We start from the raw sequence: 25,993 nt of genomic DNA, 5'->3' as shown, positions 1-25,993 counted from the left end.
TATCTACTATTTTTATCGTTTGTTTCTTTTCCTTCTTCTCCCGTCTCCTCATACTTCTACCTTATCACCATAAGTTATCCACAGCAAGAATAAAAGCATAATTTCCTAAACAGTAAAAAATCCGCTTCCCGGTTCGGTAAGCGGATTATAACCAAAAGCCTTATAATCCCTCCCTTCGCCGCGAAGGTAAGAAGATTAACTCTCACGGGCAGGTTTCCTGGCTTACGGCTCATCGCCTCTTTGGGCCTTCCCATCCGGTAAGACCGGACAGTGGCATCGTTAAAAGAGGCTCCCCGAGTACAGTGGCGGGCCCGCGCCGTTTACGGAAATTCCGTCCGGCTTCCCTTTTAACCCTTCCGGGCACCCGTAGAGTGGAATATTTAATTTTCTTAATTAAAGAATTCGCCCAAACTTACCCAATCCCTTTTTTGTGAAAAAAGTATTTAAGAGAAATCTTTTAATTTGTCATAATTTATAATTTCTATGCTCCGACCTTCCGCCCGAAGCACTCCCAATCGTTTAAACTCATTTATAATTCGACTGGCCGTTTCCCGGGAAACCCCGGCTAAATTGGCTATTTCCTGCTGGGAAAGATTAATTACCGGACCGTAGCGTAAAAGAACGCTACATACCCGGGCTAAACTATCTTTTAATGCTAATTCTTTAATTTTTTGGTTGGCTAAATCCAAACGATGCAATATCACTTTTATTAAATTTACTGCAATTTCTCCCCGCTGTTTTAGGAGGTTCTCCATTTCCTGGTTGGGAATTACCAGAACTTCCCCCGGCTCTATAACCTCGGCGGTGGCAGGATAAGGCCGCCTGGAAAACAGCACCACTTCGGCAAAAATATCCCCCGGTTCAACATAATGAAGGATGTGTTCCCGGCCTTCCCGGTCCTCTTTATAAAGCTTAATCCTCCCGCTTTTTAAAAAGTAAACGGCCGTTCCCGGGTCCCCTTCGGAAAACAAAATTTGTCCTTTTTTAAGTCTCCGGGAATAAAGAAGGCTCCCGATTTCCTTTAAATCCTCCGGGGAAAGTTCCCCGAACAGGGGGATTTTTTTTAAAACTTCCCAGTTTTCCATTGCTACCCCGCTACCACAATATTAATTAATTTTTCCGGTACTACTATAACTTTAATAATTTTTTTGTCTGCGGTCAATTCTTTTATTTTCGGCGTATTTAAGGCAATTTCCTTTAACGTAGCTTCCTCAGCATTTCTCGGAACCATTACCCGGTCCTTGACTTTACCGTTAACCTGGATAACTATTTCCACTTCCTCGGTTATAAGAGCTTTTTCATCATATACGGGCCACTTCTCCAAATGAACGCTTTGTTTATTACCCAGAGCTTCCCATAATTCCTCGGCAATATGGGGAGCAAAAGGCGCTAAAAGTATCACCAGTTTGTTTAACGCTTCTTTTAAAAGGCCGGGATTAATTTCCCCTTCTTTGTACTGGTAAAGGCCGTTTACTAACTCCATAATCGCCGAAATTGCCGTATTAAAGTTAAATCTTTCTTCAATATCTTCCGTTACCTTTTTTATGGTGGCGTTTAACAGGCGATTTAATTCCTTATCTTTTGCCGAAAATTCCCGTAGTTCGTCGGATATCCTGTCTTTGGTCTGGTAAATTAGCCGCCACACCCGGTTTAAAAAGCGAAAGCTTCCTTCTACCCCCTGGTCACTCCACTCCAAATCCCGCTCCGGCGGCGCCGCAAAAAGAATAAACAGCCTGGCGGTATCGGCCCCGTATTTTTCCACGATTTCTTCGGGACTGACCACATTTCCCCTGGATTTACTCATCTTGGCCCCATCTTTTAATACCATGCCCTGGGTCAAAAGATTGGTAAACGGTTCATCCACATGAACTAAACCCAGGTCATAAAGCACTTTGGTGAAAAACCGGGAATACAAAAGGTGCAAAATAGCATGTTCTACCCCGCCGATATACTGGTCCACCGGCAGCCATCTTTCAACCTTTTCTTTGCTCCAGGGCTGTTCGGTATCCCGGGGTGAAGTATAGCGATAGTAATACCAGGAAGAACAAATAAACGTATCCATCGTGTCCGTTTCCCGGGTTGCAGGTCCACCGCACTCGGGGCAGGTGGTATTTAAAAACTCGGGAACGTATTTTAATGGGCTTTCCCCGGTAGGACGAAACTCCACATTGTATGGTAAAACTACCGGTAGCTGGTCCTCGGGAACGGGCACAATTCCGCACTTTTCACAGTACACCACCGGAATGGGAGCACCCCAGTACCGTTGCCGGGAAATAAGCCAGTCCCGCAGCCGGTAGTTCACTCGATATTTACCAAATCCCCTCTTTTCCGCTTCCCGGGTAATTATCCTGATTGCCTCTTTGTTGGCTAAGCCGGTAAACTCGCCGGAATTGACCAGAATTCCTTCTCCGGTATAAGCTTCCGTTAGCTTTTCAGCTTTTAATTCCTCTCCGGGTGGAACTATTACCACTTTTATCGGCAAATTATATTTTTTGGCAAATAAAAAGTCCCGCTGGTCGTGAGCCGGCACCCCCATCACCGCACCGGTGCCATACTCCACCAAAACATAGTTAGCTATGAGTATGGGAATTTCTTCACCGGTAAAGGGATTTATCGCAAAAGCTCCGGTGAATACTCCTTCTTTTTCGGCGGTTTCGGCAGTCCGTTCAATCTCCGAAAGGTACATCATCTTCCTCTTAAATTCTAAAACTGCCTGCTCTTGCGACGTTCCCCGGGATATTTTTTCAACCAAAGGATGTTCCGGCGCCAATACCATGTAGGTTACTCCAAAGATAGTGTCGGGCCGGGTGGTAAACACCGAAATAGCTTCCTCATGCCCTTTTATTTTAAAAGTAATTTCCGCCCCTTCGGATCTTCCAATCCAGTTTTCCTGCATGATTTTTACCTTTTCCGGCCAGCCGTGAAGCTTTTTAATATCCTGCAGAAGTCTTTCGGCATAAGCGGTAATTTTAAAAAACCACTGTTCCAGCTCCTTTTTCTCCACCCGGGAATGACAGCGCTCGCACTCCCCGTCTACCACCTGTTCGTTAGCCAGAACCGTTTGACAGCCGGGGCACCAGTTTACCGGAGCTTTTTTCTTATAGGCAAGCCCCTTTTTGTAAAACTGCAAAAACAGCCACTGGGTCCAGCGGTAATATTCCGGATGGCAGGTAGCCACCTCCCGCCGCCAGTCGTAAGAAATGCCCAGCTCCTTTAGTTGCCGTCTCATATTGGCAATATTATCCCAGGTCCAATCGGCTGGATGGATATTACCGTGTTTGATAGCAGCATTTTCCGCCGGCAAACCAAAAGCATCCCAGCCCATTGGGTGTAACACATCATAGCCCCGCATCCGCTTGTACCGGGCTACCACATCACCAATAGAGTAGTTCCGGACATGGCCCATATGGAGCTTCCCGGAAGGATACGGGAACATTTCCAAACAGTAATATTTCGGTTTTTCCGAAAAATCGTCCACTTCGTAAAGTTTTAATTCCTCCCATTTTTTTTGCCACTTCGGCTCAATACTTTTAAAATCGTACCTTTCCTGCATGATACTCCCTCCATCGTAGGTATAACAAAAAACTCCTCGCCATCCCCTAAGGGACGGGAGGAGTGTTTTCCCGCGGTACCACCCTACTTGGCAAGAAGATAATAATGGTGGAGCTGGCGGGGATCGAACCCGCGACCTCTTCCATGCCAAGGAAGCGCGCTCCCACTGCGCTACAGCCCCACATTCTTGCCCACTTGTTTTGGATAACGGAACCTTCCGGCCAGAAGTACCTATCCCTCTGGCAACTCCGAGGCGAGTTCACTGTTTGGAGGCTACAGCCTTGCACCCGCCGGCTGCTCTCTTTAAGCCACAAACAGTTACTGCTCCTCTTCACTGTTTTTCACATTGTTAGTCACATGAGAAATTATATATAAATCATTAAACTTTGTCAACCACATCATGCCGGTAATTTTCGGCTGCCCGCCACAATCTTTCCAAATCGTAAAATTCCCGTTCCTCTTCTACAAACACATGCACCACCAGGTCCCCATAATCCATTAAAACCCAGCGGGCCGCATTTTTACCTTCAATCCGGAAAGGAGTTAAGCCGATTTCTGACAGTTTTTCTTCAATGTTATCGACAATCGCCTTTACCTGAATGGTCGAACTTGCGGAAACTATTAAAAAGTAATCGCAAATTGGGGTTAAGGAAGAAACATCTAAAAGGCTTAAATTAAATCCTTTTTTATCCAGAGCAGCATCCATTGCAATATTGACGTGTTGAGGTAAAGTTTTTTCCAAAAAGACACCTCCCCTAAATTCCTTTTTATATTATAGCTAAATTTTCGATTTTTTTGCTACTATCTCCCGAAAATAATTTAAAACCAGGAGTGTCCGGGAATCAATCGTTTTATTTTTGTTCCTTAAATATTCTACCGTATTTTCTAAGGCTAAAAGCATCCCTCGTTTTAAATCCTGAAAAGAAGCAATTAAAAGGTTTTGCCTTTGGGCAAAACTTCGCCCCGGTTCAATTAAATCCGCTAAAAAAATAATCATATCCAATTCGGTCATGTCCACTGCTCCCAGGGTATGGCGGGAAACTGCGCTAAAAATCTCTTCATCATAAATCCCCAACATATCCCGGCTAAAATATGCTCCCGCGGGAGCATGGAGCACCACCGGGTTTAATTTATCTTCCGGTGTTATGTGGTATCCTTTAGCCTTTAAAAAAGCAATCATTCTCTCCTCCGGCCACTCCCGGGCTATATCGTGGATAATTCCCGCCAAAAAGGCTTTTTCTTTTTTTTCCGGAAGATGCTTTTGGGCAAGATAATAAGCAGTCCGCGCAACCCCTAAAGAGTGATTTAGTCTTTCTTCCGAAAGGTTTTCCTGTAAAATCTTTAAAAATCTTTTCACAACCCATCCCCCTTAAACCGGAAAAAACCCCCGCAAAATCGGGGGTTAACCATTCCGCTCCCGGGCTTCGCTAACTACCAGTTCTCGCCCTTCAACTTCTTTGCCATTTAATCCGGTCATAAATTTTTCCACATCTTCATCCCGCACTTCAATAAAGCCGTATCCCCTGGAACGACCGGTGCTCTTTTCAAGGATTACCCGAGCTCCCAAAACTTCCCCAAACTCCGAAGCAATTTCCTGTAACTGTTCTGACCGGATTTTCCAGGGTAAGTTGCCAACATACAATGTTTTGGTCATCAAAAACCACCTTCACTTAATACTTTGTTTTGTATTCTTATTATTAACCGGCCAGCACAGTTCATACAAAATTACCGGTATAAATTATTTGCAACAATATAATCATATACCTCTACCGGTACTAAATGGGAATAAGGAAGATTACTCCTGATTCTCTGCCGGATTAAAGAACTGGAAATGCCAATTTCCGGCATTTCTACCACGATTATTTGAGCCCGATACCGGTTTTTAAGGTTTTGGACCTGATTTAAAAAAACTTCTTTGGATACCCCTGAACGGGATACCGCAATTATAGGAATCTTTGTTAAAAGTTCTTCTCCCCGATACCACCCGGCAATTTCTAATAGGCCATCGGCACCGGTAATGAAGTAAAGTTCATCACGGGGATAAATTAATTTTAACTCCTCTACCGTATCAAATGTATACGAAGGCTTGTCCCGCAGAAATTCTATATCACTTATTGAAAACTCCGGATATTTTTTTAAAGCCAACTGTAACATTTGAAAGCGATGCTGTTCATTTATTACTCCCTCTTTTTTATGGGGAGGGATTTTGGCCGGCATAAAGACGACCTGGTCAAGTTTGGCCTGCCAATAGGCTTCCCGCGCCAGTACCAGATGGCCTATATGCACCGGATTAAAGCTTCCGCCAAAAATCCCTATTTTAGCTCCGGCCATAACCGGTCCTCCGGATTTTTTAACTGTTTTTTCATATAATTAACCACCAGCTCATCTATAGCCTGGCTTAAACGGTACACTTCCGCATCCTGAAAATCTTTTTTCCGTTCATATATTTCTACAAGCTTTTCCCGTTCTTTTTGGATTTTTGCCCAAATTTGCTTCATTATCTCACCCCATCACACAAGGCAAAAGTATTCGACGTTTAATTAAAAATTCCTGCAAAGTTTTTTGCCTTCTTTTGTCTATATTTGTCGTTATGGTACAATCACAATTAAGAAATTTTATTTTTCGTTGTATATGCTAAAAAGGAGGATTTTATGCTTAAAAAAGTACTAATAGAAAAAATAAAAGAAATGCCCCTTACCTTTCGGGATTTTATGGAATTAGCCTTATATCATCCGGACTACGGATATTATACCCGAAACGTTACCCTGGGAAAAGAAGGGGATTTTTATACTGCCCCAATTTTAAGTAAAAGCTTTGGTTATACTCTGGGGAAATACATCTTTAACCTCCACCAAACTTATGGCTTACCCTTAACGCTGTTAGAATTTGGCGCTGGAACCGGGAAAATGGCTCAAGATATCTTAGTCTGGTTTGCCGCTCAAGGGCTTTTCCCGGAATATCATATTATTGAAATAAGCGCTTATTTAAGAGAAGTCCAAAGAAAAAATCTTAAAAGCCAGCAAAACCAGATAAGACATCTTCAGGAATTTCCCCAAAATTTTTCGGGAATAATCATTGCCAACGAAGTAGTGGACGCATTTCCCGTCCACCGGGTAATTTTTCAAAAGGGAAATTTTCAGGAAATTTACGTCGGGGTTGATGATAACGGTAAATTTTTTACCTACCCATCCCGGCTTTCTTCCCCCGAAATTGAGTTATACCTAAAAGAAGCCAACCTATCTCCCGTTGAAGGACAGATTTTCGAAGTAAACCTGGAGGCAGGTAAGTGGCTGGAAGAAATTTACCAAAAACTCAACCGGGGGGCACTAATTATAATCGACTATGGCTTTGATACCTCTGAACTTTATCACCCTGCCCGCAGTACGGGTACCATAACTGCTTTTTCCCGCCACCGGCAAATAGACCCCCTGCAAAATCCCGGTGAGCAGGACATAACAGCCCATGTTGATTTTGGGATGCTCCGGAAAAAAGCTAAAACCTCAGGTTTTAAGGAAGAGTTGTATTTAAGCCAGGGAGAATTTTTAATAAAAGCGGGAATTATGGAGTTTGTAAAAGGGGACGACCTTACCCGGACTTTGGAGAGCTACCAGGAAACTTTAAAAATAAAAAAATTAATCCTCCCCCCAATGGGAGAGGTCTTTAAAGTCCTGGTCCTCCTAAAACCCTAAACGCCTAATTCAGGGACGGTTCTTTTTTTAGGCGCATAGACGCAAATATAAGAACCGTCCCTCTTTTTGGCGTATGGACGTAAATATGGGGACGGAGTTTATCCCCGGATTTGGCCGGTGCCGTAAATGACATACTTGGTAGTGGTTAATTCTTTTAAGCCCATGGGTCCCCGGGCATGCAGTTTCTGGGTGGAAATCCCAATCTCCGCCCCAAAGCCAAACTCAAAACCATCGGTAAAACGGGTAGAGGCATTGACGTAAACCGCCGCCGCATCCACTTCCTCGGTAAACCTTTTGGCTTTAAAATAATCCCGGGTAACAATGGCCTCCGAATGGCCCGAACCGTATTTGGTAATATGGGCAATTGCTTCATCCAAGTCCCGAACCACCCGCACCGCTAAAATAAGGTCTAAAAATTCCGTGTAGTAATCTTCTTCGGTAGCCGGTAAGGCGTCGGTAATATACCGGCGGGTTACCTCACATCCCCGAATTTCTACTCCCTTTTCTTTCAAGGCCTTTTCAATTTGGGGCAGGAAGACCGGGGCAATTTTTTCGTGCACCAGCAGGGTTTCCATAGCATTACATACCGCCGGCCGCTGGCATTTGGCATTAATGATTATCCTCTCTGCCATTTCCAGGTCCGCATCTTCTTCCACATAAACGTGGCAGTTGCCCACCCCCGTTTCAATTACCGGCACCGTACTGTTTTCCACCACCGTTTTAATTAAACCGGCACCCCCCCGGGGGATTAAAACATCCAAATAGCCGTTTAGTCGCATTAAATAGTTAGCCGCTTCGCGGCTGGTAGTTTTAATCATTCCCACAGCCCCTTCGGGAATTTCCTCATTCCGGAGCGCTTCTTCCATAAGGGTAACTAAAGCAAGGTTTGAGTTAAAAGCTTCCTTCCCACCCCGCAGGATTACCGCATTTCCTGCTTTAAGGCACAAAGCTGCCGCATCGACGGTAACATTTGGCCGGGATTCATAAATAATCCCCACCACCCCCAGAGGTACCCGCACCTGACCAATTACAAGGCCGTTGGGCCGACGGGTCATCCCGAGAACTTCACCAACGGGATCAGGAAGTTTGGCTACCTGCCTTACCCCTTCCGCCATGTCTAAAATCCTTTTTTCGTTCAGGGTAAGCCTTTCAATAAAAGCCGGTGATAGACCGCCTTTTTTCGCTTCCGCCAAATCCTTTTGGTTTTCGGCTAAAATTTTCTCCATATTCTCTTCAAGGTACCGGGCTATTTTTAAAAGTGCCCGGTTTTTTTGTTCGGTACTTAAATTAGCAAGCTTTTTCGAAGCCTCTTTAGCTTTCTTTGCCAGACTTAACACTTCATCCATCAAACCATCCTCCTCAGTCCACCAGCACCAAGTTATCCCGGTGGATAATTTCGTCATAATCCTTATGACCTAAAACGTCAGCAATTTCCCAGGAATGAAGTCCCTTAATTTTTAAAATATCCTGCGCTGTATAATTGGTAAGCCCTTTGGCTATTACCCGTCCTTTTAAATTTTTAACCGCCACAATAGCTCCTGCCGGAAATTCTCCTTCCACTCCCAGCACACCCGAGGGCAAAAGACTCTTTCCACCGCTGCAAAGGGCTTCTTCTGCCCCCGGATCAATTACGATACTTCCCTGAACTCTTGCCCCGGATAACAGCCACAGTTTTTTCCAGTGCTTTTTCTTTTTCGGGTAAAAAAAGGTTCCAACCTCTTCCCCTCTTAAAATTCGCCGCAAATTGCCATATTCTGCCCGGGCAATTACCATGGGTATTCCGGCATTGACCGCTATTTTCGCCGCCTCTATTTTGGTCTCCATCCCGCCGGTACCAACCACCGTTCCACTGCCCCCGGCCAGCTTTTCGATTTCCTCATTAATTTCTATAACCTCAGAAATAAAACGAGCATTACTGTTCTTCCTGGGGTCAGCGGTATACAAGCCATCGATATCGGAAAGAAGAACCAGGAGATCGGCTTCCACCAGCACTGCTACCCGGGCCGATAAAGTATCGTTATCCCCAAAACGAATTTCCTCCACCGCTACGGTATCGTTTTCATTAACTACGGGAACAACCCCGTAATTTAAAAGCGCCGAAAAAGTATGCTTGGCGTTCAAAAAACGTTTTCTTGCCGCCAGATCTTCCCCGGTTAAGAGCACCTGCGCTGCTATTACCTGGTATTCGGAAAAAAATTTTTCGTATAAATGCATTAATACCCCCTGACCTACCGCCGCACACGCTTGCTTTTCCGGCAAATTTTTCGGCTTTTCTGCTAAAGAAAGCCTTCCCATGCCAGCAGCTATTGCCCCGGAAGATACAATAATTACTTCGAATCCAGCATTTTTTAAATCTGCACATTCCCTTACAAAACGCTCCATAGCCGCAAGGTTAATTTTCCCCGTCTCGGGGTGGGTTAAGGAAGAAGAACCGATTTTTACCACCACCCGGCGGACATTTTTTAATATATCGCGCATTGTTTGCTCACTCCGTTACCCGGCATTTTTGGCCACCGGTTATTTCTAAAAGCCGCGGTACCGTTATCGGAACCGCCGAATTGGGAGAACCGGCTGCGGCATAAACTAACGGAAACCGCTCCAAAGATTCATCGATTAAAACCAGAAGAGGCTTTTCTAAGGCAAAAGGACAAACTCCACCGGGTTTAAAGCCGGTTAATTCCTCCACTTCTTCCGCCCGGGCTAAACGCATTTTTTCACCGGTTATCTCCTTTAACTTTTTAAAGTCAAGTTTTACATCTCCTGCGGCTACCACCAAAACAGCTTTACTTTTACCAACGGCCACAATGGTTTTGGCAATAGCCCCCACTTCCACCCCTAAAGCCTTTGCCGCCAAAGGAGCGGTGCTGGTATCGGCATTTAAAACAATTACCTCCACCGGCGGATTTTGCTTTGACAAAAAATCTTTTACGCGCTTAAGTGCTTCCATTTTTCCTCCACCGCCCCCTTTTTGCCAAAACTATACCTTAATTTACCTCCAATTTCAACGTTCCTGCCAAATTTTTTCTAAGAACTGCTCCCGAAATTTTTGGTCGGCATAATTTTTAATGTCATTTTTTAACTGCTCATAAAGGTCAAGTAATTTATGGGCTTCGGTCGTTAAACTAATGCCACCTTTTCTTCCCCGGCTACTTTCCACCAGTTTAATCCCTAAAAACTTTTCCGTAGCCTTAATTTTACCCCAGGCTGCCCGGTACGAAAGGCCAAGCTTTTCCGCAGAAGCTTTTAAAGACCCAAGCTCTAAAGCTGTCTTTAAAATTAAATACCTTCCTTCCCCAAAAACCACCGCATTATCCTCTTCAATCCAGATTTTAGTTTTAATTTTCATAATCCTTACTCCTCAAATAATAATTGGAGATAATTGTCTACAACATGTTCATTTAACTTTAAAAACTCTTCCTTTAGCAAATCAAATTTAATTTCTCCATCCTTTAAATACCAAAAGCGCTTACCCCACTTTAAAAGCTCCTTTAACTCGTGGCTTACGTAAATTAAAATCCTCCCGGGTTCTTGTTCTAAATAGCTTTGGAGATATTTGTTAAGCTCTTTTTTTGTCAGAGCATCAATGCCCGTAAACGGTTCGTCTAAAAATAAATAAAAAGGTTCATAAATTAAAGTTCTAAGAAGATTAATTTTTTGTTTTTCGCCCCCGGACAAAACTTTCGGATTTTTCCTTAAAAGTGATTCAAGTTCATACTTTTCCGTAAACTCCCAAAGCTTTTTCTTAATTATCCTTTCCGGAATTTTCCTAAGCTTTAAAGGCAATACTAAATTTTCTTCCACCGTTCCCCGGAAAAAATACGGTTCTTGCATTAAATATCCTATTTGCCAGTTGGCATCACGAGAATTGTAAAAAACAGCCTGCAGACTTTCCGGTTCGATTAGCGCAAGACTTCTCAGTAACGTTGATTTACCCGAACCATTAGGTCCTAAAAGGCTAATTTTCTCTCCCGCAGCTACTTTTAATTGATCAATTTTAAGTATTTGCTTTCGGGCGCGAAAAACCTGCAAATTTTTTACTGAAATCACCGCTAATAACCCTTTCTTTGCCAGTAAGTGAGGATTCCCACTACAATAAAAGAGATTAACATCAAAATAATACTTAAACCAATAGCCAGACCAAAATTTCCCCGGCCCACTTCCAGTAAAATTGAAGTGGTTAAAACCCGGGTTTCCTGGTAGATATTGCCTCCCACCATCAAAGACGCCCCAACTTCGGAAATTGCAGCGCCAAAGCCGGCAATCACCGCTGCTAATAACCCAAGCCGTACTTCCTTTAATAACAGGTAAAGTTGCTGGGAACGATTTGCCCCCAGAGCTTTAACCTGACGAAAAAAGTTCTCGGAAATTTGGCTAAAAGCCACAGCGGTAAATACTATTACTTCCGGCAGGGCAATACAAAATTGAGCTAAAATCATGGCTTTGGGAGTATATAACAGGTTTAAGTTTCCCAGAGGGCCGCTTCGCCACAAAAACATAGTAAGCCAGAGACCTACCACTACCGGCGGCAGGCCTAAAAAAGCATTAAAGATTCCCAGAATTACTTTCTGACCCCAAAATTTTTTGCGACCTAAAAAAGCCCCTATCGGTAAACCCACTATTGCCGCAAACAATGTTGCCGTTAAACTTACTTTTAATGTAAGATGTAAAATTTGGTAAAGTTCCGGATCTCCGGTTAAAATTAAGCGGATGCTTTCTTTAATCCCTTCCCAGATAAACTCCATAACTCCTCCTACTTATTTAGCATCGGGGATAAACAACGATTGTCCGTACAAATTTTTCTTAAATTCGCCTATTTCTTTTTGGACCTCCGGACTTAACAAAAACTCAGCAAACTTTTTGGCTCCTTCATAGTTAACTTTGGGAAACTTCTTGGGGTTTACAATCATTACATGATAATAATTTATAAGTCCCGGGTCCTTTTCCCGAACAATTGCCAGATCAATCTTCCCTTTATATGCAAGGTATGTCCCCCGGTCGGTTAAGGAATAACCCTGCTTTTCCGAAGTAAGCTGCAAGCACGCTCCCATACCTACTCCCGCTTCCTTATACCACGATTGTCCTTTAGGATTTAACCCTGCGGCTTTCCAGAGACTTTTTTCTTTTTTATCGGTCCCGGAATCATCCCCCCGGGAGATAAAAAGGGCCTTTTTTTCATAAATCCGCTTTAAGGCTTCGTTTAAATCTTTTGCCGATTTGACTCCTGCCGGATCATTTTTAGGACCTACAATTATAAAATCATTATGCATTACCGGTTGCCGTTCAATCACATACCCTTTCGCCACCAGCACCTCTTCATCTTGCGGCGCATGGGTTAAAAGAACATCCGCTTCCCCCTTTTCCCCCATTTTCAGAGCCTGACCGGTGCCCACCGCTACAATTTTAAGCTTGTAACCGGTTTTCTGCTCAAATTCCGGCTTTAACTGGTCTAAAAGCCCCGAATCTACCGTGCTGGTGGTAGTAGCCAGGATCACTTCGGGATTCTTCGGAGTGGTAGCTTTAGAAGTAACTGCCCCTTTTTCCAGGCAACCGGTGACCCCAAAAATTAGCAAAAAAAACAAATTAAATAAAACCAAAAGCCGTTTCACTTAAGCACCCCCAAATTTATTATGTCTTTTTTGATATATTATTCGCTAAAACAAGCTAAATTTCCTCCTGAAAACTTGGGGAAATTTTAAAAAATAAGCGGAGGTTTTTTATCCTCCGCTGTTAGTTATTTTCCTGAAGTCTGGGTTTTTCTGCCCTAATGATTAATTTCTTTAAAATACCTCCAAAGGAGAGTACGTTAATCCGCGGCAGATAGAGATAAACCAGCCAGTAACCAAGGCCAATTATAATACTGCCCCCAACAATATTCCCAAGGGTTACCGGAATTAAGTTATAAAGCCAGATATGCCCCCAGTTTAAATTAGCCAAAAGTTCTGGCGTTAAATGGGCAATTTCGGCAACTCCCAAAGCTTTGGCCTGAAGGCCTACGGCAAAATAATACATGTTGGCAATGCTGTGTTCATAACCGGATAAGACAAACGCCATTATGGGAAACCAGATTCCAACTACTTTCCCCACTACATCTTTTGCTCCATGGGCAAGCCACACCGCTAAAACCACCAAAATATTACACAAAATCCCCCGAAAAAATGCCTCGCTGAAGGTCAGATTTGCTTTTAAAGCTGCAGTCTTAAGCGCTGTTGCCGCCACTAACCCTTTATTTAACTCTAACATACCGGAACTTCCCACCAGGTAAGCCATTAAAAGAGAACCAACAAAATTGCCAGCATAGACCCAGAACCAGTTTTTAAACATTGCTTTTAAGGTAATCTTTCTTTCGGCAAGGGCAATAGTCATTAAGGTATTTCCGGTAAAAAGTTCTCCACCGGCCATTACTACTAACATTAATCCCACCGGAAATACGGCAGCACCCAAAAACTTGGCAATGCCAAAATTTTCTACCGAATGGCTAACCACATTGGCGGCAAAAGCCCCAAAAGCAATATAACTCCCGGCTAAAACCCCAAGGATAAAGGCGGCAAGCCAGTTAAGCTTTGCTTTTTTGATTCCGGTTTCCAGGGAAAAGTTGACGATTTCCTGGGGCGTTAAAAAGCTTTTTTCCATTGCCATGTCCCTCCTGTTTTAAATTTTGTGACAATTTTCACTATCACTGCTAATAAAAAATACAGCCCCTTAGAAATTCTGTATTTTTTATATAATTTTCATTTTGTTTTTATTATATTGTACTTATTTTCACAAGTCAAGTATAAAATATTGTTTTTAAACATTATTAATGTTAAAATTATAGTTGACCATTCGGTCAATTTTTGAAAGGATGATTTGGATGCCAAAAGATAAACCCCAGAAAAAATTTTGGGGCTTAAGTCAAAACGCTTTCCTTTTTGGTTTTATCAGCATGCTCAATGATTTTTCCAGCGAACTTACCCTGCGAACCCTTCCCCTTTTTCTCTCCAGTGTTCTTGGCATTAAAACCGAGATAATAGGCTTAATCGAAGGAATAGCCGACACCACTTCTACCCTCTTAAAGTTAATCTCCGGTTATCTATCCGATATCGTTAAAAAGCGAAAAGCTCTGGTTTTTCTCGGCTACGCCCTTTCCAACCTTTCCCGCCCTTTCCTCTACTGGACCACTACCTGGCCGGTGGTTCTCTTAATCCGCTTTCTCGACCGGGTTGGAAAAGGAGTGCGCACTTCACCCAAAGATGCATTAATCGCCGATTCCACCGAGCCGGAAAACCTGGGCAAAGCTTTTGGCTTTAACCGGGCGTTAGACCCCTTTGGGGCCGTGTTGGCTTTATTTATTGCCGCCGCCATTCTTCATTGGAGTGAAGCAACGACCGTCTCCATGAGCCGGGAAATTTTTCAAAAGTTAATCATTATTTCCACCATCCCCGGGATCTTAGTTTTATTTTTGCTGGCCTTTTTCATAAAAGAAGTACCGCCAAAAGGGGAAAAAACAGGCAAAAGGTTTTCCCTATCTTTTCAAGAACTTGACCTGCGGTTTAAAAAGTTTTTGATAGTTTTAATTTTATTTACCCTGGGAAATTCTTCCGATGCCTTTTTAATTTTAAAAGCAAAAGAAAACGGCATGACGATTGTCGAGATTTTTCTTACGCTGGGATTTTTTAACTTAATTAGCGTTCTGGTATCCTACCCGGCAGGAGCTCTGTCGGATAAGATTGGTCGTCTTAAACTTATTGCCGGAGGTTGGATAGTTTACGCCCTCTTGTATTTGGGATTTGCGGTAACAAGTAATCCCAAAATTTTTGCCTTACTGTATATTCTCTATGGCGCCTATTACGGAATAACCGAAGGAGTGGAAAAAGCCATGGTTGCCGATTTAGTACCGTCGGAAAAAAGGGCATCGGCTTACGGACTTTATAATGCTGCAATAGGTCTTTCGGCCCTTCCGGCCAGCTTAATTGCCGGTATTTTGTGGGACATCATTAACCCCGCCGCCGCCTTTTACTTTGGCAGCACTATGGCTCTTCTGGCGGTACTGCTTTTACCCTGGGCCCTGAAAAGAAATTAAAAAAGGTTGGAAATATTACCCAACCTTTTTGCTTTAATCTTTAATTTCCCGGAAAACCGCTACCCCGCCTAACACCTGACCTAACGGATTAATAATTGGTGAGGTAGAAACTTCTAAGGTTATTTTTTCTTCTCCTTTCGTAAAAATCGTTTTATACCGCTTTATCACTTTTCCTTCTTTAATGGTTGATAAAAGGGGACAGTTATTTTCGCAAAGGCACTTTCCCTGGTCGTTTTGCGGAAAGTTCATCACTTCATAGCAGCTTTTATTTAAAACATCTTTTTTAGTCTTTCCGGTTATTTCTTCTGCTGCCTTATTCCAGTAGACGATTTTTCGCTTTTTGTTGGTAACAAACACCCCATCGTTAATATTATCTAAAATGTCCAGGGCATATCTACGAACAGTAGTATAGTTCATAAAAGGACACCTCTTATTTATTATATCACAGTACCCTGGCTTTTTTAGTTTATAAATTTACAATAGCCATAAACAGTTTTTATAACACTAAAATCCCCTCCGGGTGATTTTCCCCCAGCTTTTATCCCCCCGTAAAAAGTCAATAATCCCGAGAAAGCGCCAAAAACATGTAAGCTGCCGATAGCCAATATTTTCAATTATTGCTGCTAATAAAAACTTAAAAACATCCCTTAGACGCTTATAACGGCTAAAAGAAAGTGGATAAAATTGTCTTCATCGGCAATTAAGATTTTTTTCATTCTTCCTCCAGCCCCTCGGTTTCGTCCACAAAATAAAATTCAAACTTACCAATCCGCACCAAATCTCCCGGTTTAACCCCGGCACGTTTTAATTGTTCTTCTAATCCCATCCGGGTAAAGGTCCGCTGCAAACGGTCCACCGCTTCCTCATTATCCAAGTTGGTCATAGCCACCAACCGCTCAATCTTTTTCCCTTTAACTACAAATATTCCATCAACTTTTTCCACCACAAAGCCTTCTTCCGGTTGCTCTTTTATTACTTTCAGCGGTTCAACCTCCAAACCCTCCCGCGGTAAAGCCGAGATAATTTCCCACAGGCGGTAAATAAGCGGTTTAAGTCCATCACCGGTAAGAGCCGAAATGGGATATATTTCGTACTTTCCGGCAAGATGCTGTTTTAATTTTTCTAAGTTTTCCTGCGCATTAGCCGTATCCATTTTGTTGGCAGCGATTACGAGGGGTTTAGTTAAAAGTTTTTCGTTATAAAGTCTGAGCTCTTTTAAAAGCACCTCAAAATCATCCACCGGATTGCGTCCTTCCAATCCGCTCATGTCTAAAACCATTAATAAAACCCGGGTACGCTCTACATGCCGTAAAAATTGATGACCAAGACCTACTCCCGCATGGGCTCCCTCAATTAACCCGGGAATATCGGCCATGACAAAACTCTGCCCTTCGCCAACTTTAACCACTCCCAGGTTAGGAGTAAGGGTGGTAAAAGGATAATCGGCAATTTTGGGGCGGGCAGCACTCACCCGGGAAATTAACGTCGACTTTCCCGCATTGGGGTAGCCTACCAAACCCACATCTGCCAAAAGCTTTAATTCCAAAATAAGCCAGCGCTCCTCTCCCGGTTCCCCCAGTTCCGCAAATTTCGGTGCCTGGTGGGTAGGGCTTACAAAATGGGCATTGCCCCGGCCACCCCTGCCTCCCCGGGCAACCACCACTTCCTGACCGTGCTCGGTGATATCAGCTATTATTTCTCCGGTAGCCTCGTCTTTTACCACCGTTCCCACCGGTACCCGGAGATAAAGATCTTCCCCTGCTTTTCCATGACGGTTACTCCCTTTGCCATGTTCACCCCGGGGTGCTTTATAATGCTTTTTATAGCGAAAGTCTAAAAGGGTATTTAAACCTTCATCCCCAACTAAAATAACACTGCCTCCGCGGCCGCCATCACCCCCATCGGGACCGCCATTGGGTACATACTTCTCCCGCCGGAAAGATACACAACCATTACCTCCATCACCGGCTTTTACATAAATTTTTGCCGTATCATAAAACATATTCTTTACCTCCCTATAATAGCTGTTCCTGGCTTTTTTGGTCGTCAATTATTAGTTCTATCCTGGGAAAATCATCTAAGATAATTTTTACCTCTTTTTTGCCAGTATAAGTTTTTAGAAGCTCCCAGTTTTCTAAAACAAAACGTTCAACCACCGGTCCAAAATCTTTATTATATTGTCCCCTTTTATCCCCGGAAATTGTCAGGGTAGCTTCCACGCTTTCCAGCAAATAATAAAGCTCGGTAAGAATTAATGCCGTTTCCGGTTTAAATAAGCGAAAATATTCCTGACGTTCCTGGATACTCATGCTTACCCGGTCAATATACTCTAAAACCTTATCATACTTACCCAACTGAAAAAAACCCCGCAATATTTGCAGGTAGTTTAAAAACTCATGCCGCTCCCGGCGAATAATTTTTATTGCTCTTTCCATTTTATTATCCTCTCACCGGTTATTTTTTCACAATAAAAAATTAACCAGCCCTGCTCGGCTGGTTAAATTGCTACATTTTGGGGATAAACGCTTACCTGCTTTTTGTTTTTCCCTTTCCGTTCAAAAACAACATAACCATCAATCTTGGCAAATAAAGTATCGTCACCGCCAATACCTACGTTGTTACCGGGATGAAACTTGGTCCCTCTCTGCCGAACTAAAATGCTTCCGGCGGTAACAAACTGACCGGCATATCTTTTAACGCCAAGACGTTTCGCTTTTGAATCCCGACCGTTCTTTGAACTACCAACGCCTTTTTTATGAGCCATTTACCTCACCTCCCGGCCTTACGCCTCAATTTTCTCCACAATAACTTCCGTAAACGGTTGCCGGTGGCCGTATTTTCTCCGGTAATTTTTCTTAGGCTTATACTTAAAAACAATAATTTTGCGGCCTTTCCCGTGACGTACCACTTTTAAGTTGACCTTTGCCCCTTCAACAAAGGGATTCCCGGCTTTAATGCTCCCATCTTTAACTACAGCCAGGACTTCATTAACGGTTACAATGCTCCCCGGCTCCGCATTTAACTTTTCCACAAAAAGTTTGTCTCCTTCGGCCACTTTGTACTGTTTGCCGCCGGTTTGAATAATTGCGTACATGCTCCAAAACCTCCTGCATTAGACTCGCCAAAAAAGGCAAGGCCCAACGCCTATTTAAAGCCTTTTTTGAGCGGCTTACCTTAAAATTTTATCTTAATTTTTTCTTTTTTGTCAAGTAATATTGTTAATCTGTGTTCACAAAGGTATGCGCCCCGTGGGCGAAAATATCCCCCGGAGCGCAACTCTTTACGGAAATTATCGGGGAAGGGTAACACATGCTTCGTCGTCGTAATACAGGTCCCGGCCCAGCTCCACCCGGCCGGTAAAGAGAGGTCGCGGTTCTTCAGCTAATTCCAGGCGGTAGACGGTGCTCACGTAGAAGGAAATATCGGGCTCCTTAACCGCCACCGGCGCCATGCGGGCTACCGGATAACCCTGGGCCACGATGTTTTCCAGCTGGTATTCCTGGAAGGCACCGAGCATGTCGGTAATGGCAAATCCCAGATCAAGGATGCCGCGCTGGATGTCGCGCCACTTTTTCCACGAGGCTTCAAGGTATGAAAGGCCGAAATATCCGGCCGACCCTGGACCCCGCAACGCTTCGGTGCAACGGCTTAAAAAGAGTAAAATACCGCGCAACGTTTCCACCGGATCGGTAAAGAACACGTCGAACTGGCCGCGCAGGTTTTCGGGCAGCGGATCCTGCACGTCGTAGACTTCAGCGTGAACGTTGTCCCACCCCCGGTCCCGGGCTACATCGCGGATGAAGCCAACGATGCGTTCGTCCACATCCAGGACGAAAATGCGCCGCGGCAACCCCGTGAGCGCAGCCGCAATGCCCGTAAGGTCATCATCGCCTAACAGCAGGAGATCGCGTCCCACCAGATCGCCCCGCTGGGCCATCAGGGCCAGACGCAGCACGGTGGTCTCGGGCGTCACATACCCCTGGTCAAAGTCGGGCGTTGCTTTTGGCCGCATTGTCACGATTTTTTGGAATGTTTCAAGGACCCGGTCAAAAGGTGGTTGCAGGACGATGCCACGTCCCGCACAGGTCTCACAGCGCTGCTCGGCCACCCGATCCAGCCCTAAGGATTCGACCTGCCGGCGTCCAGCTTCGGAGAGCACAAAGCGGTCACCATCGTATGTCACAAGCTCTCTCTCCAAAAGCGTCTGCAGGGCCTTCAGCACTTGGTAGGTCTGCGCTTGACCTTCTCGCATCAGCTCCCAGTAGGATTTGGAGCCTCCGTAAAGTGCACGGAGTAAAAGCGCATCGGTCCGATGAACTTCTACAACATAACCGGTTCTCGACATAGGTACCGCTCCTTTCCCTCCAAGAGTAGAAACGGACCTTGCTCCATTTTCCCCCGATTCCTGCGGAGAAATTGCCAACTAAGTATTATACCTCTTTTTTTTGAGTTAGTCAAGTAACAAGGGAGGCGAAGGCCGGTGGTTTGCCCGAGACAAAGTCCCTGACAAATTCGAGGACACGTAAAGGTGCCAAAGTCACAGACGTTTGACAGTAATATCTGTTATTCTTCCGGTGCCCTGGCAACAGCTACATTCCTGGGTAAAAAGTTCTCCAATGGAAAGCCCTATTTTCTGCCGGGCAATTTCCACCAGCCCCGAAGGAGTTTTTCCGGTAACCTTTACTTTGGCTTTATCCCGCAAAAACTCTTCTTCCATAGCCCTTAAAATCTCTTCCCACCGTTCCTCCTCCAACAGGGAAATAAAATCTACCACGATAATTCCACCGATATTTCTTAACCTAATTTGCCTGGCAATTTCCCGGGCCGCTTCGAGATTTATTTTAAAAGCGGTTTCTTTTAAATCCTTTTTTCCGGTAAATTTTCCCGAGTTGACATCAATGGCGGTTAAGGCCTCGGTTTTTTCAATGACCAAAATACCGCCGTTTTTCAGCCATACCCGTTCCCGGGTAAGCTTCTCTAAAGTTTTAATTAGATTAAACTCTTCCATCACATTAAAGCTTTTATATATCGGAGGAAGTAAGACGCGAAATCTTTCGCGAAACTTTTGCCCGATCTCCAGTAATTCAAAATCATCCACATAAAGGGCAGTAAAGTCTTTATCCAGTAATTCCCGAAGACACCAGGTAAAAAGGTCATCTTCTTTATAAAGTAACGCCGGGGCTTGCGCATTCCTACTTCGCTCTAAAATTCCCTGCCATTCTTCATAAAGCCGTTTGGCTTCCTGCAAAAGATCTTCTTCCTCACCGGCTAAAGTTCTAACAATAAACCCACCGGGAAGATTTAAGTTTTCTAATACCTTATGGTAATACTCCCTTTTGTCCTCCGTAAGTTTCCTAGAAATACCTTTCATCTCTTTTTGGGGAAAATAAACAAGGTTTCGCCCCGGAAGGGATATCACCGTTGATAGCTTGGCTCCTTTTTGAGCTGTGGGGTTTTTAACTACCCTGACCAGCACTACATCTCCGGGTTTAACGTTTATCTCATCAAGAGGCAGATAGCCGTTTTTAGCCAAACCCAAATTTACGAAAGCCGCCTGTAACCCCGGAACTACTTTCTCTACCTTTCCCAGATAAATATCGTTAATCTGCGTTTGTTCGTCACGCCGTTTCGCAAAGAGCGAAAAAGGATTGCCGTCAACCATTACCGCCGCTAAATCGTATTCCGGCTGTCGGTGAAAAACTAAAGTCTTAGTCATGATAGCTCCCTTTAGCTTAAAATAATTTCTTCCCGAATATATTCAATATCCCCGGGCAAATAACCCAAAAAAGTTTTAGCTACCTCTTCCGGACGCAAGGAGTTTTCCCCAACCTTGATAACCACCTTTATGCCATCATCCTGCACTTCTAAAGCTTCGACCGCCTGCCAAAAATCAATTTGTTTTTCACCTCTTTTGGTAGTTTTTACTATCCGGGGATTAGCTGCTAAAAGCTTTTCCTTCCTGGCTAAAAGTTCTGTCCTGGGAAGATTGACTTTTATCCGGTAAACAACCTTGCTTACCCGCGCCATCAAACTTCGATCATCGGAATACGGTTTTACTTCTAACACTTTAAAACCGTAAGGTAAAACACTGTTTAAGCGGTCTTTTATCTCCCCGGGAGGTAAAGCCTTCTTTAAGGTTAATTCCATTAGCTCTCCTTGACTTTCATGCCCCAACGCTAAGGGCAAGGCTATGGAAAACTTGGGATGAGGGTTAAAGCCTTCCGTAAAGGCAACCGGCAAATTGGCCCGGCGAAAAGCCCTTTCAAAAACCCGGAGGGTATCCAGGTGGGATATGTATTTTAATTCTCCTCCCCGGGAATACTTAAGTAAGTATTTCATCAACCTTTCGCCCCCCTGTCAGCACCGGGGAAATTTCCAAAGCAGGACAAACCCCGCATCCGGTACATTTACCCTCCCGGCAATCAGCGGTGTTCTTTCCAGCCATGGCGTCCCGGTACTCCTTTTTAAGAAACCTCTGACTAATCCCCCCGGCAAAGGGTTCCCAGGGCAAACGGTCATCCAAAGAAAAGCTCCTCCGGGCATAAGCTTCCAGGTCAAATCCTTCTTCTAAAAAAGCTTTTTGCCACAGCTCATAATTAAAATATTCCTGCCAGCCGTCAAACTTGGCGCCTAATTTATGCGCCCGGTAAATTACCCGCCCAATACGCCGGTCAGCCCGTGAAAGTGCTGCCTCCAAAAGGCTCGTCCGGTAGTCGTGCATTTTTAAACTAAGGCGCCGGTCTTTTTTGGCTAATTTTTCTAATATCCCCTGCCGCCTCTTAATTTCTTCCGCTGAAATTATCCCCAGCCACTGAAAGGGAGTATGGGGTTTGGGAACAAAGTTCGAAACCGACACCGTAACTTTAAGCCGCCCCCGGGACACCCCTTCTTTAACACCGATATCGGCAACCTTTTGGGCTAAATGAATAATTCCCGCAACGTCTTCGTCGGTTTCATAGGGCAGGCCGATCATAAAGTAAAGTTTAATTGCCTGCCAGCCCGCTTTAAAAGCAGCGGTTACGGTATTTATAAGGTCTTCCTCGGTAACCCCTTTATTAATAATATCCCGCATTCTCTGGGTTCCGGCTTCGGGAGCAAAAGTCAGGGTAGCTTTCCGCACCCGCTGCAGTTCGGACGCCAAATCTACTGCAAAAGAATCAATCCTTAGCGACGGAAGGCTTACATTTACCCCCGCTTCCTGGTACTTATCCAAAAGCTTTTTCGCTACCTCCCGAATATACGGGTAATCTCCGGAACTCAGGGAAGCCAAGGATATTTCTTCATAGCCGGTTTTCTCCATAATTTTTTCTGCTTCTGCCAAAACCAATTCCGGAGTTTTTTCCCGTACCGGGCGATAAATCATCCCCGCCTGGCAAAAACGGCAACCCCTGCTGCACCCCCGCATTATCTCCACCATGGCCCGGTTATGAACAATGTCAAGATAAGGTACTATGGGAGCTGGCAGGGAATGTCCGGATAAAAAGCCTTGAGAAATTCTTTTGGTAAATTCCACCGGAAGATCTTTTTTAAGCGGCATAAACTCGATCAACCTTCCGGCTTCATCATAACTAACCCGGTAAAATTTCGGAACATAAATCCCCGGAATTTGCGCTAAAGCCAAAAGGGTATCGTTACGCTCCCAGCCTTTAACTTTGGCTTCCTTTACCACTTCGATTATTTCCGCTAAGACCTCTTCCCCTTCTCCTAAAACAAAAAAATCAATAAAATCAGCTAAAGGCTCCGGGTTAAAAGCCCCCGGACCTCCGGCCATAACAAGGGGCCATCCCCTTCTCTTTTCGGCAAATAGTTCCAGGCCACCTAATTCCAACATATTTAAAATATTGGAATAGCTTAATTCATATTGCAGGGTAAAGCCTACTAAATCAAACTCCCCAAGGGGTTTCTTGTTTTCCAGGGAAAAAAGAAAATAACCCTTTTCCCGCAAAAGCTTTTCCATATCTTCCGCCGGTGCAAATACCCTCTCCAAAAGAGCATCATCCCGGCGATTTACCGTTTCGTATAAAATTCTAAGTCCTAAATGGGACATCCCAACTTCATATAAATCCGGAAAACAAAAGGCGATTTTAACTAAATTTTGCTCCCAGGTCTTTTTTACCGCATTTAATTCATTGCCCAAGTATCTCGCCGGTTTTTGGACCAATGCTAAAAGCTTAGCAATATTCACCTTTTTCACCTCATAGCTATTTTACCACAAATTTTCCCGCAAGAAAAAAATAAGCAGGAAAGCTTCTCACTTTTGTAAAAGCTCTCCCACCGGTTTTAACAGTCCAGACTTTAAAACACCTTCCATTATTTGCCGTTCGCTTAAAAATCCCAAACACTCCTGATCTCGCCCCACCACCACCACATACTGGTAATGGGACGGTAAGAATTTGTCCACCACCTCTTTTAGTGGAGTGTTTGGAGCTACCGTTAAAACCCTGGAATTTAAAATTTTCTGCTCCTTTAAAATTTTTTCCTTATAAGTTAGGTTATGCAAAAAGTAAAAGCTGTTTTTTACCCTTTCCCGGAAGGCCAAAAAAAGCAATAACACTCCTAAAATTACCACATCGGCACCATTTAGCCTGAATAAAAAGCCGTAAATTCCCGCCGCCACTACCGCAAGAGCGGTTACCAGCGAAATATTGGAAACAATCCGGGTAGCTTTTCTTAAATTGGTAATCCTGGTTAAAACCGCCCGCAACATTCGTCCCCCGTCCAGGGGAAGAACCGGCAAAAAATTAAAAACCGCCATGATAAAGTTAAAATCCAATAAAAAAGCTATATTTGAGTTAAAAAAGCCATTATTGATAATTCCTAAAGCAAAAAACATTAAAATTAAATTGGCCAGCGGCCCCACCGCCGCAACCAAAAACTCTTTCCCCGGAAAAAATTCTACCGGGTTGGAAGTTTCTATTACCCCTCCAAAGGGTAACAGGGTCAAAGAAACGGGCTTCTGAAAAAGCTTCTTATAAAGGAAAAGGTGAAATAGTTCGTGAAACACGAGCGAAAATAAAAGTATGCCAATTTTACTAAATGCTCCTAAAGCAAGATACATTAAAAGAAAAACCCAGAACAGCGGGTGAAATTTTAATTTCATTTAGCTTTTCACCTTAAAGACCGGTGCCGGGTCAACGGCAAGACCTTTATCGTGAAACTCCAAATGCAGCATCCCGCTGTTCCCGGTACAACCTATCTCCTGCCCTTTTTCCACCTGTTCTCCTTCTTTAACCCATACTTCTTTTAAGTTTGCATATAAAACCTCCTGTTCGCCCCAGGAAAGAATTAAATAGTTATCGTACCCCTTTTTATAACCGGTTTTTACCACCGTTCCGTGAGCCGCAGCTTTAACCGGTTTATTGGGTTCGCCCAGTATATCCAAACCACCGTGAAAAAAGCCATCACTATCTAAGCCAAATCCCCGGATTACTTTCCCATCCACCGGAATTTCTAAATTAGAAGCAGTGAGAGCCTCTTCGCTTCCCATCCCAATCTCCAAGACCCGGTCAAAAACCGGTTGAACCTCCGTTTCGGTAGTTAAAACGTATTTCACAACTTCTTTGAGCTTTGCTGCTCCCGGTAAATCTTTACTCACCCAAAAAGTAAAACCCGCTATAATTACTACCACCAGCAAAAGCTTGGAAAAAATCCTAAAGTCACGCTTTTTCCCCGGGGGGCGATAAATACTTTTCTTTCTTATGTAGGGTTTGCTCCAATCTCCGTAAATTTTCAGGTTGTCCCTATCGGACATAAAAAATCCCTCCCCTAAGATGTTTTACTACATCTTATGAAGAGGGATAATTTTTCATGACTTTTATTTTGTTAAGTAATGAAGTATACCGGCAGCATTTAATTCCAGGTCAAGTTCAAAACTGTTTTTTATATCGTCATCAAGGAAAATTCCCTTTTTAGCTGCTTCCAGATATACCCGATAGGTTAAAGCCTGCCGCATTTCCTTCAGGCCAAGATTTTGCGCTAAAATTTCCCGGCCCATACGTTCGTACTCTTCCACTTCAGAAATTAGATAGTTGAAAATCTCCTCAGGGCTTTCTACCATCCCAAAATGGGTATAGTAAATCCTTGTAAGTCCTAAGTTTAAAAACCGTTTTAACTCTAAAATCATTTTTTCCGGCTCAAATTCCGTAGCCGGTGTTGAAGGATAGACAAAAACCTTTCCGTACCGGTTTTTAATAATGCTATTTAAAACTCCCGCCATATCGCCGGAAAAAAGACCCCGGGTTAAACTATCGGTAATTACCTGATGGTGACGGGCGTGCCCTAAAGTATGGTAAATGGTTAATATTCGGCCCCCTAAATCAAATTCCTGGCCGTCGGTAGTTTCCAGAACTCTTTCGGCCGGGGCCGGAACTATTTTTTCAAAAAACGGTAAAAACCGCTCTCCGTAAATAGCTTTAGCAGCAGCTTCCAATTTTTCCGGAGATATCATATGCCTTGCCCCCCGGGGATGTACCGCAAGATATGCTCCTGGAAGATACTGCAAAAGGTTTCCTGCCCCTCCGGCATGGTCTAAATGAATATGCGTTACAAAAACATAAGAAACCCTTTCCCGGTCAATTCCCAGAACTTCTAAAGCTTCTAAGATATATTTGGTCGATGGCGTAGGTCCGGTTTCCACCAATGCTACCTTTTCTTCCCCCTTCACAATAAAACAGCTCGTTCTGCCGGCAATCCC

At 43.9% G+C, this 25,993-nt stretch carries 29 protein-coding genes, 1 tRNA gene, 1 riboswitch and 1 other annotated feature; of the genes, 2 read left to right on the top strand and 28 right to left on the bottom strand.

Annotated elements, in window-relative coordinates; translation table 11 throughout:
* Positions 1-190 precede the first annotated feature (190 nt).
* Positions 191-382, bottom strand: a riboswitch (cobalamin riboswitch).
* A gap of 61 nt (positions 383-443) precedes the next feature.
* The 8 genes from ciss_RS12320 to ciss_RS12285 form a co-directional block, all read right to left on the bottom strand.
* Positions 444-1,085, bottom strand: coding sequence for a Crp/Fnr family transcriptional regulator (locus ciss_RS12320; protein ID WP_075866583.1), 642 nt, complete (start codon positions 1,083-1,085; stop codon positions 444-446).
* 2 nt (positions 1,086-1,087) lie between these two features.
* Positions 1,088-3,553: a leucine--tRNA ligase gene (gene leuS / locus ciss_RS12315; RefSeq protein WP_075866582.1), complete on the bottom strand. Its 2,466-nt coding sequence runs from the start codon at positions 3,551-3,553 to the stop codon at positions 1,088-1,090.
* A 105-nt stretch (positions 3,554-3,658) separates the two neighbouring features.
* Positions 3,659-3,733: transfer RNA gene (locus ciss_RS12310), tRNA-Ala, on the bottom strand.
* 198 nt (positions 3,734-3,931) lie between these two features.
* A complete protein-coding gene (gene rsfS / locus ciss_RS12305) occupies positions 3,932-4,294 on the bottom strand; it encodes a ribosome silencing factor (RefSeq protein WP_077177596.1) in 363 nt (120 codons plus the stop codon).
* A gap of 36 nt (positions 4,295-4,330) precedes the next feature.
* Positions 4,331-4,909, bottom strand: a complete 579-nt coding sequence (gene yqeK, locus ciss_RS12300; protein ID WP_075866581.1) for a bis(5'-nucleosyl)-tetraphosphatase (symmetrical) YqeK — start codon at positions 4,907-4,909, stop codon at positions 4,331-4,333.
* A 45-nt stretch (positions 4,910-4,954) separates the two neighbouring features.
* Positions 4,955-5,206 carry an RNA recognition motif domain-containing protein gene (locus ciss_RS12295; RefSeq protein ID WP_075866580.1) on the bottom strand — a complete coding sequence of 84 codons (252 nt, stop codon included), beginning with the start codon at positions 5,204-5,206 and terminating at the stop codon, positions 4,955-4,957.
* 71 nt (positions 5,207-5,277) lie between these two features.
* Complete coding sequence (gene nadD, locus ciss_RS12290; RefSeq protein ID WP_075866579.1) at positions 5,278-5,883, bottom strand: nicotinate-nucleotide adenylyltransferase; 606 nt, start codon at positions 5,881-5,883, stop codon at positions 5,278-5,280.
* Positions 5,865-6,050, bottom strand: a complete 186-nt coding sequence (locus tag ciss_RS12285) for an aspartyl-phosphate phosphatase Spo0E family protein (protein WP_075866578.1) — start codon at positions 6,048-6,050, stop codon at positions 5,865-5,867. Before ciss_RS12285 ends, nadD begins: the two co-directional genes overlap by 19 nt.
* Before the next feature lie 153 nt (positions 6,051-6,203).
* Here ciss_RS12285 and ciss_RS12280 point away from each other — a divergent pair, with 153 nt between their 5' ends.
* Complete coding sequence (locus ciss_RS12280; protein ID WP_075866577.1) at positions 6,204-7,241, top strand: class I SAM-dependent methyltransferase; 1,038 nt, start codon at positions 6,204-6,206, stop codon at positions 7,239-7,241.
* 98 nt (positions 7,242-7,339) lie between these two features.
* On the opposite strand, the gene ciss_RS12275 is transcribed toward ciss_RS12280, so the two are convergent.
* The 8 genes from ciss_RS12275 to ciss_RS12240 all read right to left on the bottom strand — a co-directional run bounded on the left by ciss_RS12275 (position 7,340) and on the right by ciss_RS12240 (position 13,871).
* The gene (locus ciss_RS12275) at positions 7,340-8,587 is read right to left on the bottom strand and encodes a glutamate-5-semialdehyde dehydrogenase (protein WP_075866576.1); all 1,248 of its coding nucleotides are present in this window, start codon (positions 8,585-8,587) and stop codon (positions 7,340-7,342) included.
* 13 nt (positions 8,588-8,600) lie between these two features.
* Positions 8,601-9,719: a glutamate 5-kinase gene (gene proB, locus ciss_RS12270; RefSeq protein ID WP_075866575.1), complete on the bottom strand. Its 1,119-nt coding sequence runs from the start codon at positions 9,717-9,719 to the stop codon at positions 8,601-8,603.
* Positions 9,720-9,726: 7 nt separating this feature from the next.
* A complete protein-coding gene (locus ciss_RS12265; RefSeq protein WP_075866574.1) occupies positions 9,727-10,188 on the bottom strand; it encodes a YbaK/EbsC family protein in 462 nt (153 codons plus the stop codon).
* A 54-nt stretch (positions 10,189-10,242) separates the two neighbouring features.
* Complete coding sequence (locus tag ciss_RS12260; protein ID WP_075866573.1) at positions 10,243-10,587, bottom strand: winged helix-turn-helix domain-containing protein; 345 nt, start codon at positions 10,585-10,587, stop codon at positions 10,243-10,245.
* Between the two features lie 5 nt (positions 10,588-10,592).
* Positions 10,593-11,288: an ABC transporter ATP-binding protein gene (locus tag ciss_RS12255; RefSeq protein ID WP_075866572.1), complete on the bottom strand. Its 696-nt coding sequence runs from the start codon at positions 11,286-11,288 to the stop codon at positions 10,593-10,595.
* Positions 11,289-11,290: 2 nt separating this feature from the next.
* Positions 11,291-11,983: an ABC transporter permease gene (locus tag ciss_RS12250; RefSeq protein WP_075866571.1), complete on the bottom strand. Its 693-nt coding sequence runs from the start codon at positions 11,981-11,983 to the stop codon at positions 11,291-11,293.
* Between the two features lie 12 nt (positions 11,984-11,995).
* Positions 11,996-12,847 carry an ABC transporter substrate-binding protein gene (locus ciss_RS12245; protein WP_075866570.1) on the bottom strand — a complete coding sequence of 284 codons (852 nt, stop codon included), beginning with the start codon at positions 12,845-12,847 and terminating at the stop codon, positions 11,996-11,998.
* A gap of 121 nt (positions 12,848-12,968) precedes the next feature.
* On the bottom strand, positions 12,969-13,871 hold the full coding sequence (locus ciss_RS12240) for a formate/nitrite transporter family protein (protein ID WP_075866569.1): 903 nt from the start codon (positions 13,869-13,871) through the stop codon (positions 12,969-12,971).
* A gap of 220 nt (positions 13,872-14,091) precedes the next feature.
* Between ciss_RS12240 and ciss_RS12235 the strand changes: the two genes are divergently transcribed.
* A complete protein-coding gene (locus ciss_RS12235; RefSeq protein ID WP_075866568.1) occupies positions 14,092-15,300 on the top strand; it encodes an MFS transporter in 1,209 nt (402 codons plus the stop codon).
* 33 nt (positions 15,301-15,333) lie between these two features.
* Here ciss_RS12235 and ciss_RS12230 read toward each other — a convergent pair whose 3' ends face one another.
* The 12 genes from ciss_RS12230 to ciss_RS12175 form a co-directional block, all read right to left on the bottom strand.
* On the bottom strand, positions 15,334-15,717 hold the full coding sequence (locus ciss_RS12230) for a PAS domain-containing protein (RefSeq protein ID WP_075866567.1): 384 nt from the start codon (positions 15,715-15,717) through the stop codon (positions 15,334-15,336).
* A gap of 295 nt (positions 15,718-16,012) precedes the next feature.
* Positions 16,013-17,302: a GTPase ObgE gene (obgE, locus tag ciss_RS12225; protein WP_075866566.1), complete on the bottom strand. Its 1,290-nt coding sequence runs from the start codon at positions 17,300-17,302 to the stop codon at positions 16,013-16,015.
* A gap of 13 nt (positions 17,303-17,315) precedes the next feature.
* Positions 17,316-17,735, bottom strand: a complete 420-nt coding sequence (locus ciss_RS12220; protein ID WP_075866565.1) for a Spo0B domain-containing protein — start codon at positions 17,733-17,735, stop codon at positions 17,316-17,318.
* Between the two features lie 62 nt (positions 17,736-17,797).
* Positions 17,798-18,064, bottom strand: a complete 267-nt coding sequence (gene rpmA / locus ciss_RS12215; protein ID WP_011343307.1) for a 50S ribosomal protein L27 — start codon at positions 18,062-18,064, stop codon at positions 17,798-17,800.
* Between the two features lie 18 nt (positions 18,065-18,082).
* Positions 18,083-18,394: a 50S ribosomal protein L21 gene (gene rplU, locus ciss_RS12210; protein ID WP_075866564.1), complete on the bottom strand. Its 312-nt coding sequence runs from the start codon at positions 18,392-18,394 to the stop codon at positions 18,083-18,085.
* An 18-nt stretch (positions 18,395-18,412) separates the two neighbouring features.
* Positions 18,413-18,467: a sequence feature (ribosomal protein L21 leader region), on the bottom strand.
* Positions 18,468-18,589: 122 nt separating this feature from the next.
* Positions 18,590-19,645 (bottom strand): bis-aminopropyl spermidine synthase family protein, encoded by a 1,056-nt coding sequence (locus tag ciss_RS12205; protein WP_075866585.1) that lies wholly within the window; start codon positions 19,643-19,645, stop codon positions 18,590-18,592.
* A 192-nt stretch (positions 19,646-19,837) separates the two neighbouring features.
* Positions 19,838-21,016 (bottom strand): Rne/Rng family ribonuclease, encoded by a 1,179-nt coding sequence (locus ciss_RS12200; protein WP_075866563.1) that lies wholly within the window; start codon positions 21,014-21,016, stop codon positions 19,838-19,840.
* An 11-nt stretch (positions 21,017-21,027) separates the two neighbouring features.
* A complete protein-coding gene (locus tag ciss_RS12195) occupies positions 21,028-21,639 on the bottom strand; it encodes a TIGR03936 family radical SAM-associated protein (RefSeq protein ID WP_075866562.1) in 612 nt (203 codons plus the stop codon).
* Positions 21,623-23,485: a TIGR03960 family B12-binding radical SAM protein gene (locus tag ciss_RS12190; RefSeq protein WP_075866561.1), complete on the bottom strand. Its 1,863-nt coding sequence runs from the start codon at positions 23,483-23,485 to the stop codon at positions 21,623-21,625. Before ciss_RS12190 ends, ciss_RS12195 begins: the two co-directional genes overlap by 17 nt.
* A gap of 66 nt (positions 23,486-23,551) precedes the next feature.
* A complete protein-coding gene (locus ciss_RS12185) occupies positions 23,552-24,400 on the bottom strand; it encodes a site-2 protease family protein (protein WP_075866560.1) in 849 nt (282 codons plus the stop codon).
* Positions 24,401-25,051: a murein hydrolase activator EnvC family protein gene (locus tag ciss_RS12180; RefSeq protein ID WP_075866559.1), complete on the bottom strand. Its 651-nt coding sequence runs from the start codon at positions 25,049-25,051 to the stop codon at positions 24,401-24,403.
* A gap of 63 nt (positions 25,052-25,114) precedes the next feature.
* On the bottom strand, positions 25,115-25,993 hold an 879-nt coding region (locus ciss_RS12175; protein WP_075866558.1), incomplete at its 5' end, for an MBL fold metallo-hydrolase.

The organism is Carboxydothermus islandicus (assembly GCF_001950325.1).
GTDB lineage: Bacteria > Bacillota > Z-2901 > Carboxydothermales > Carboxydothermaceae > Carboxydothermus > Carboxydothermus islandicus.
This window is presented reverse-complemented; position numbering and strand designations above follow the sequence as displayed.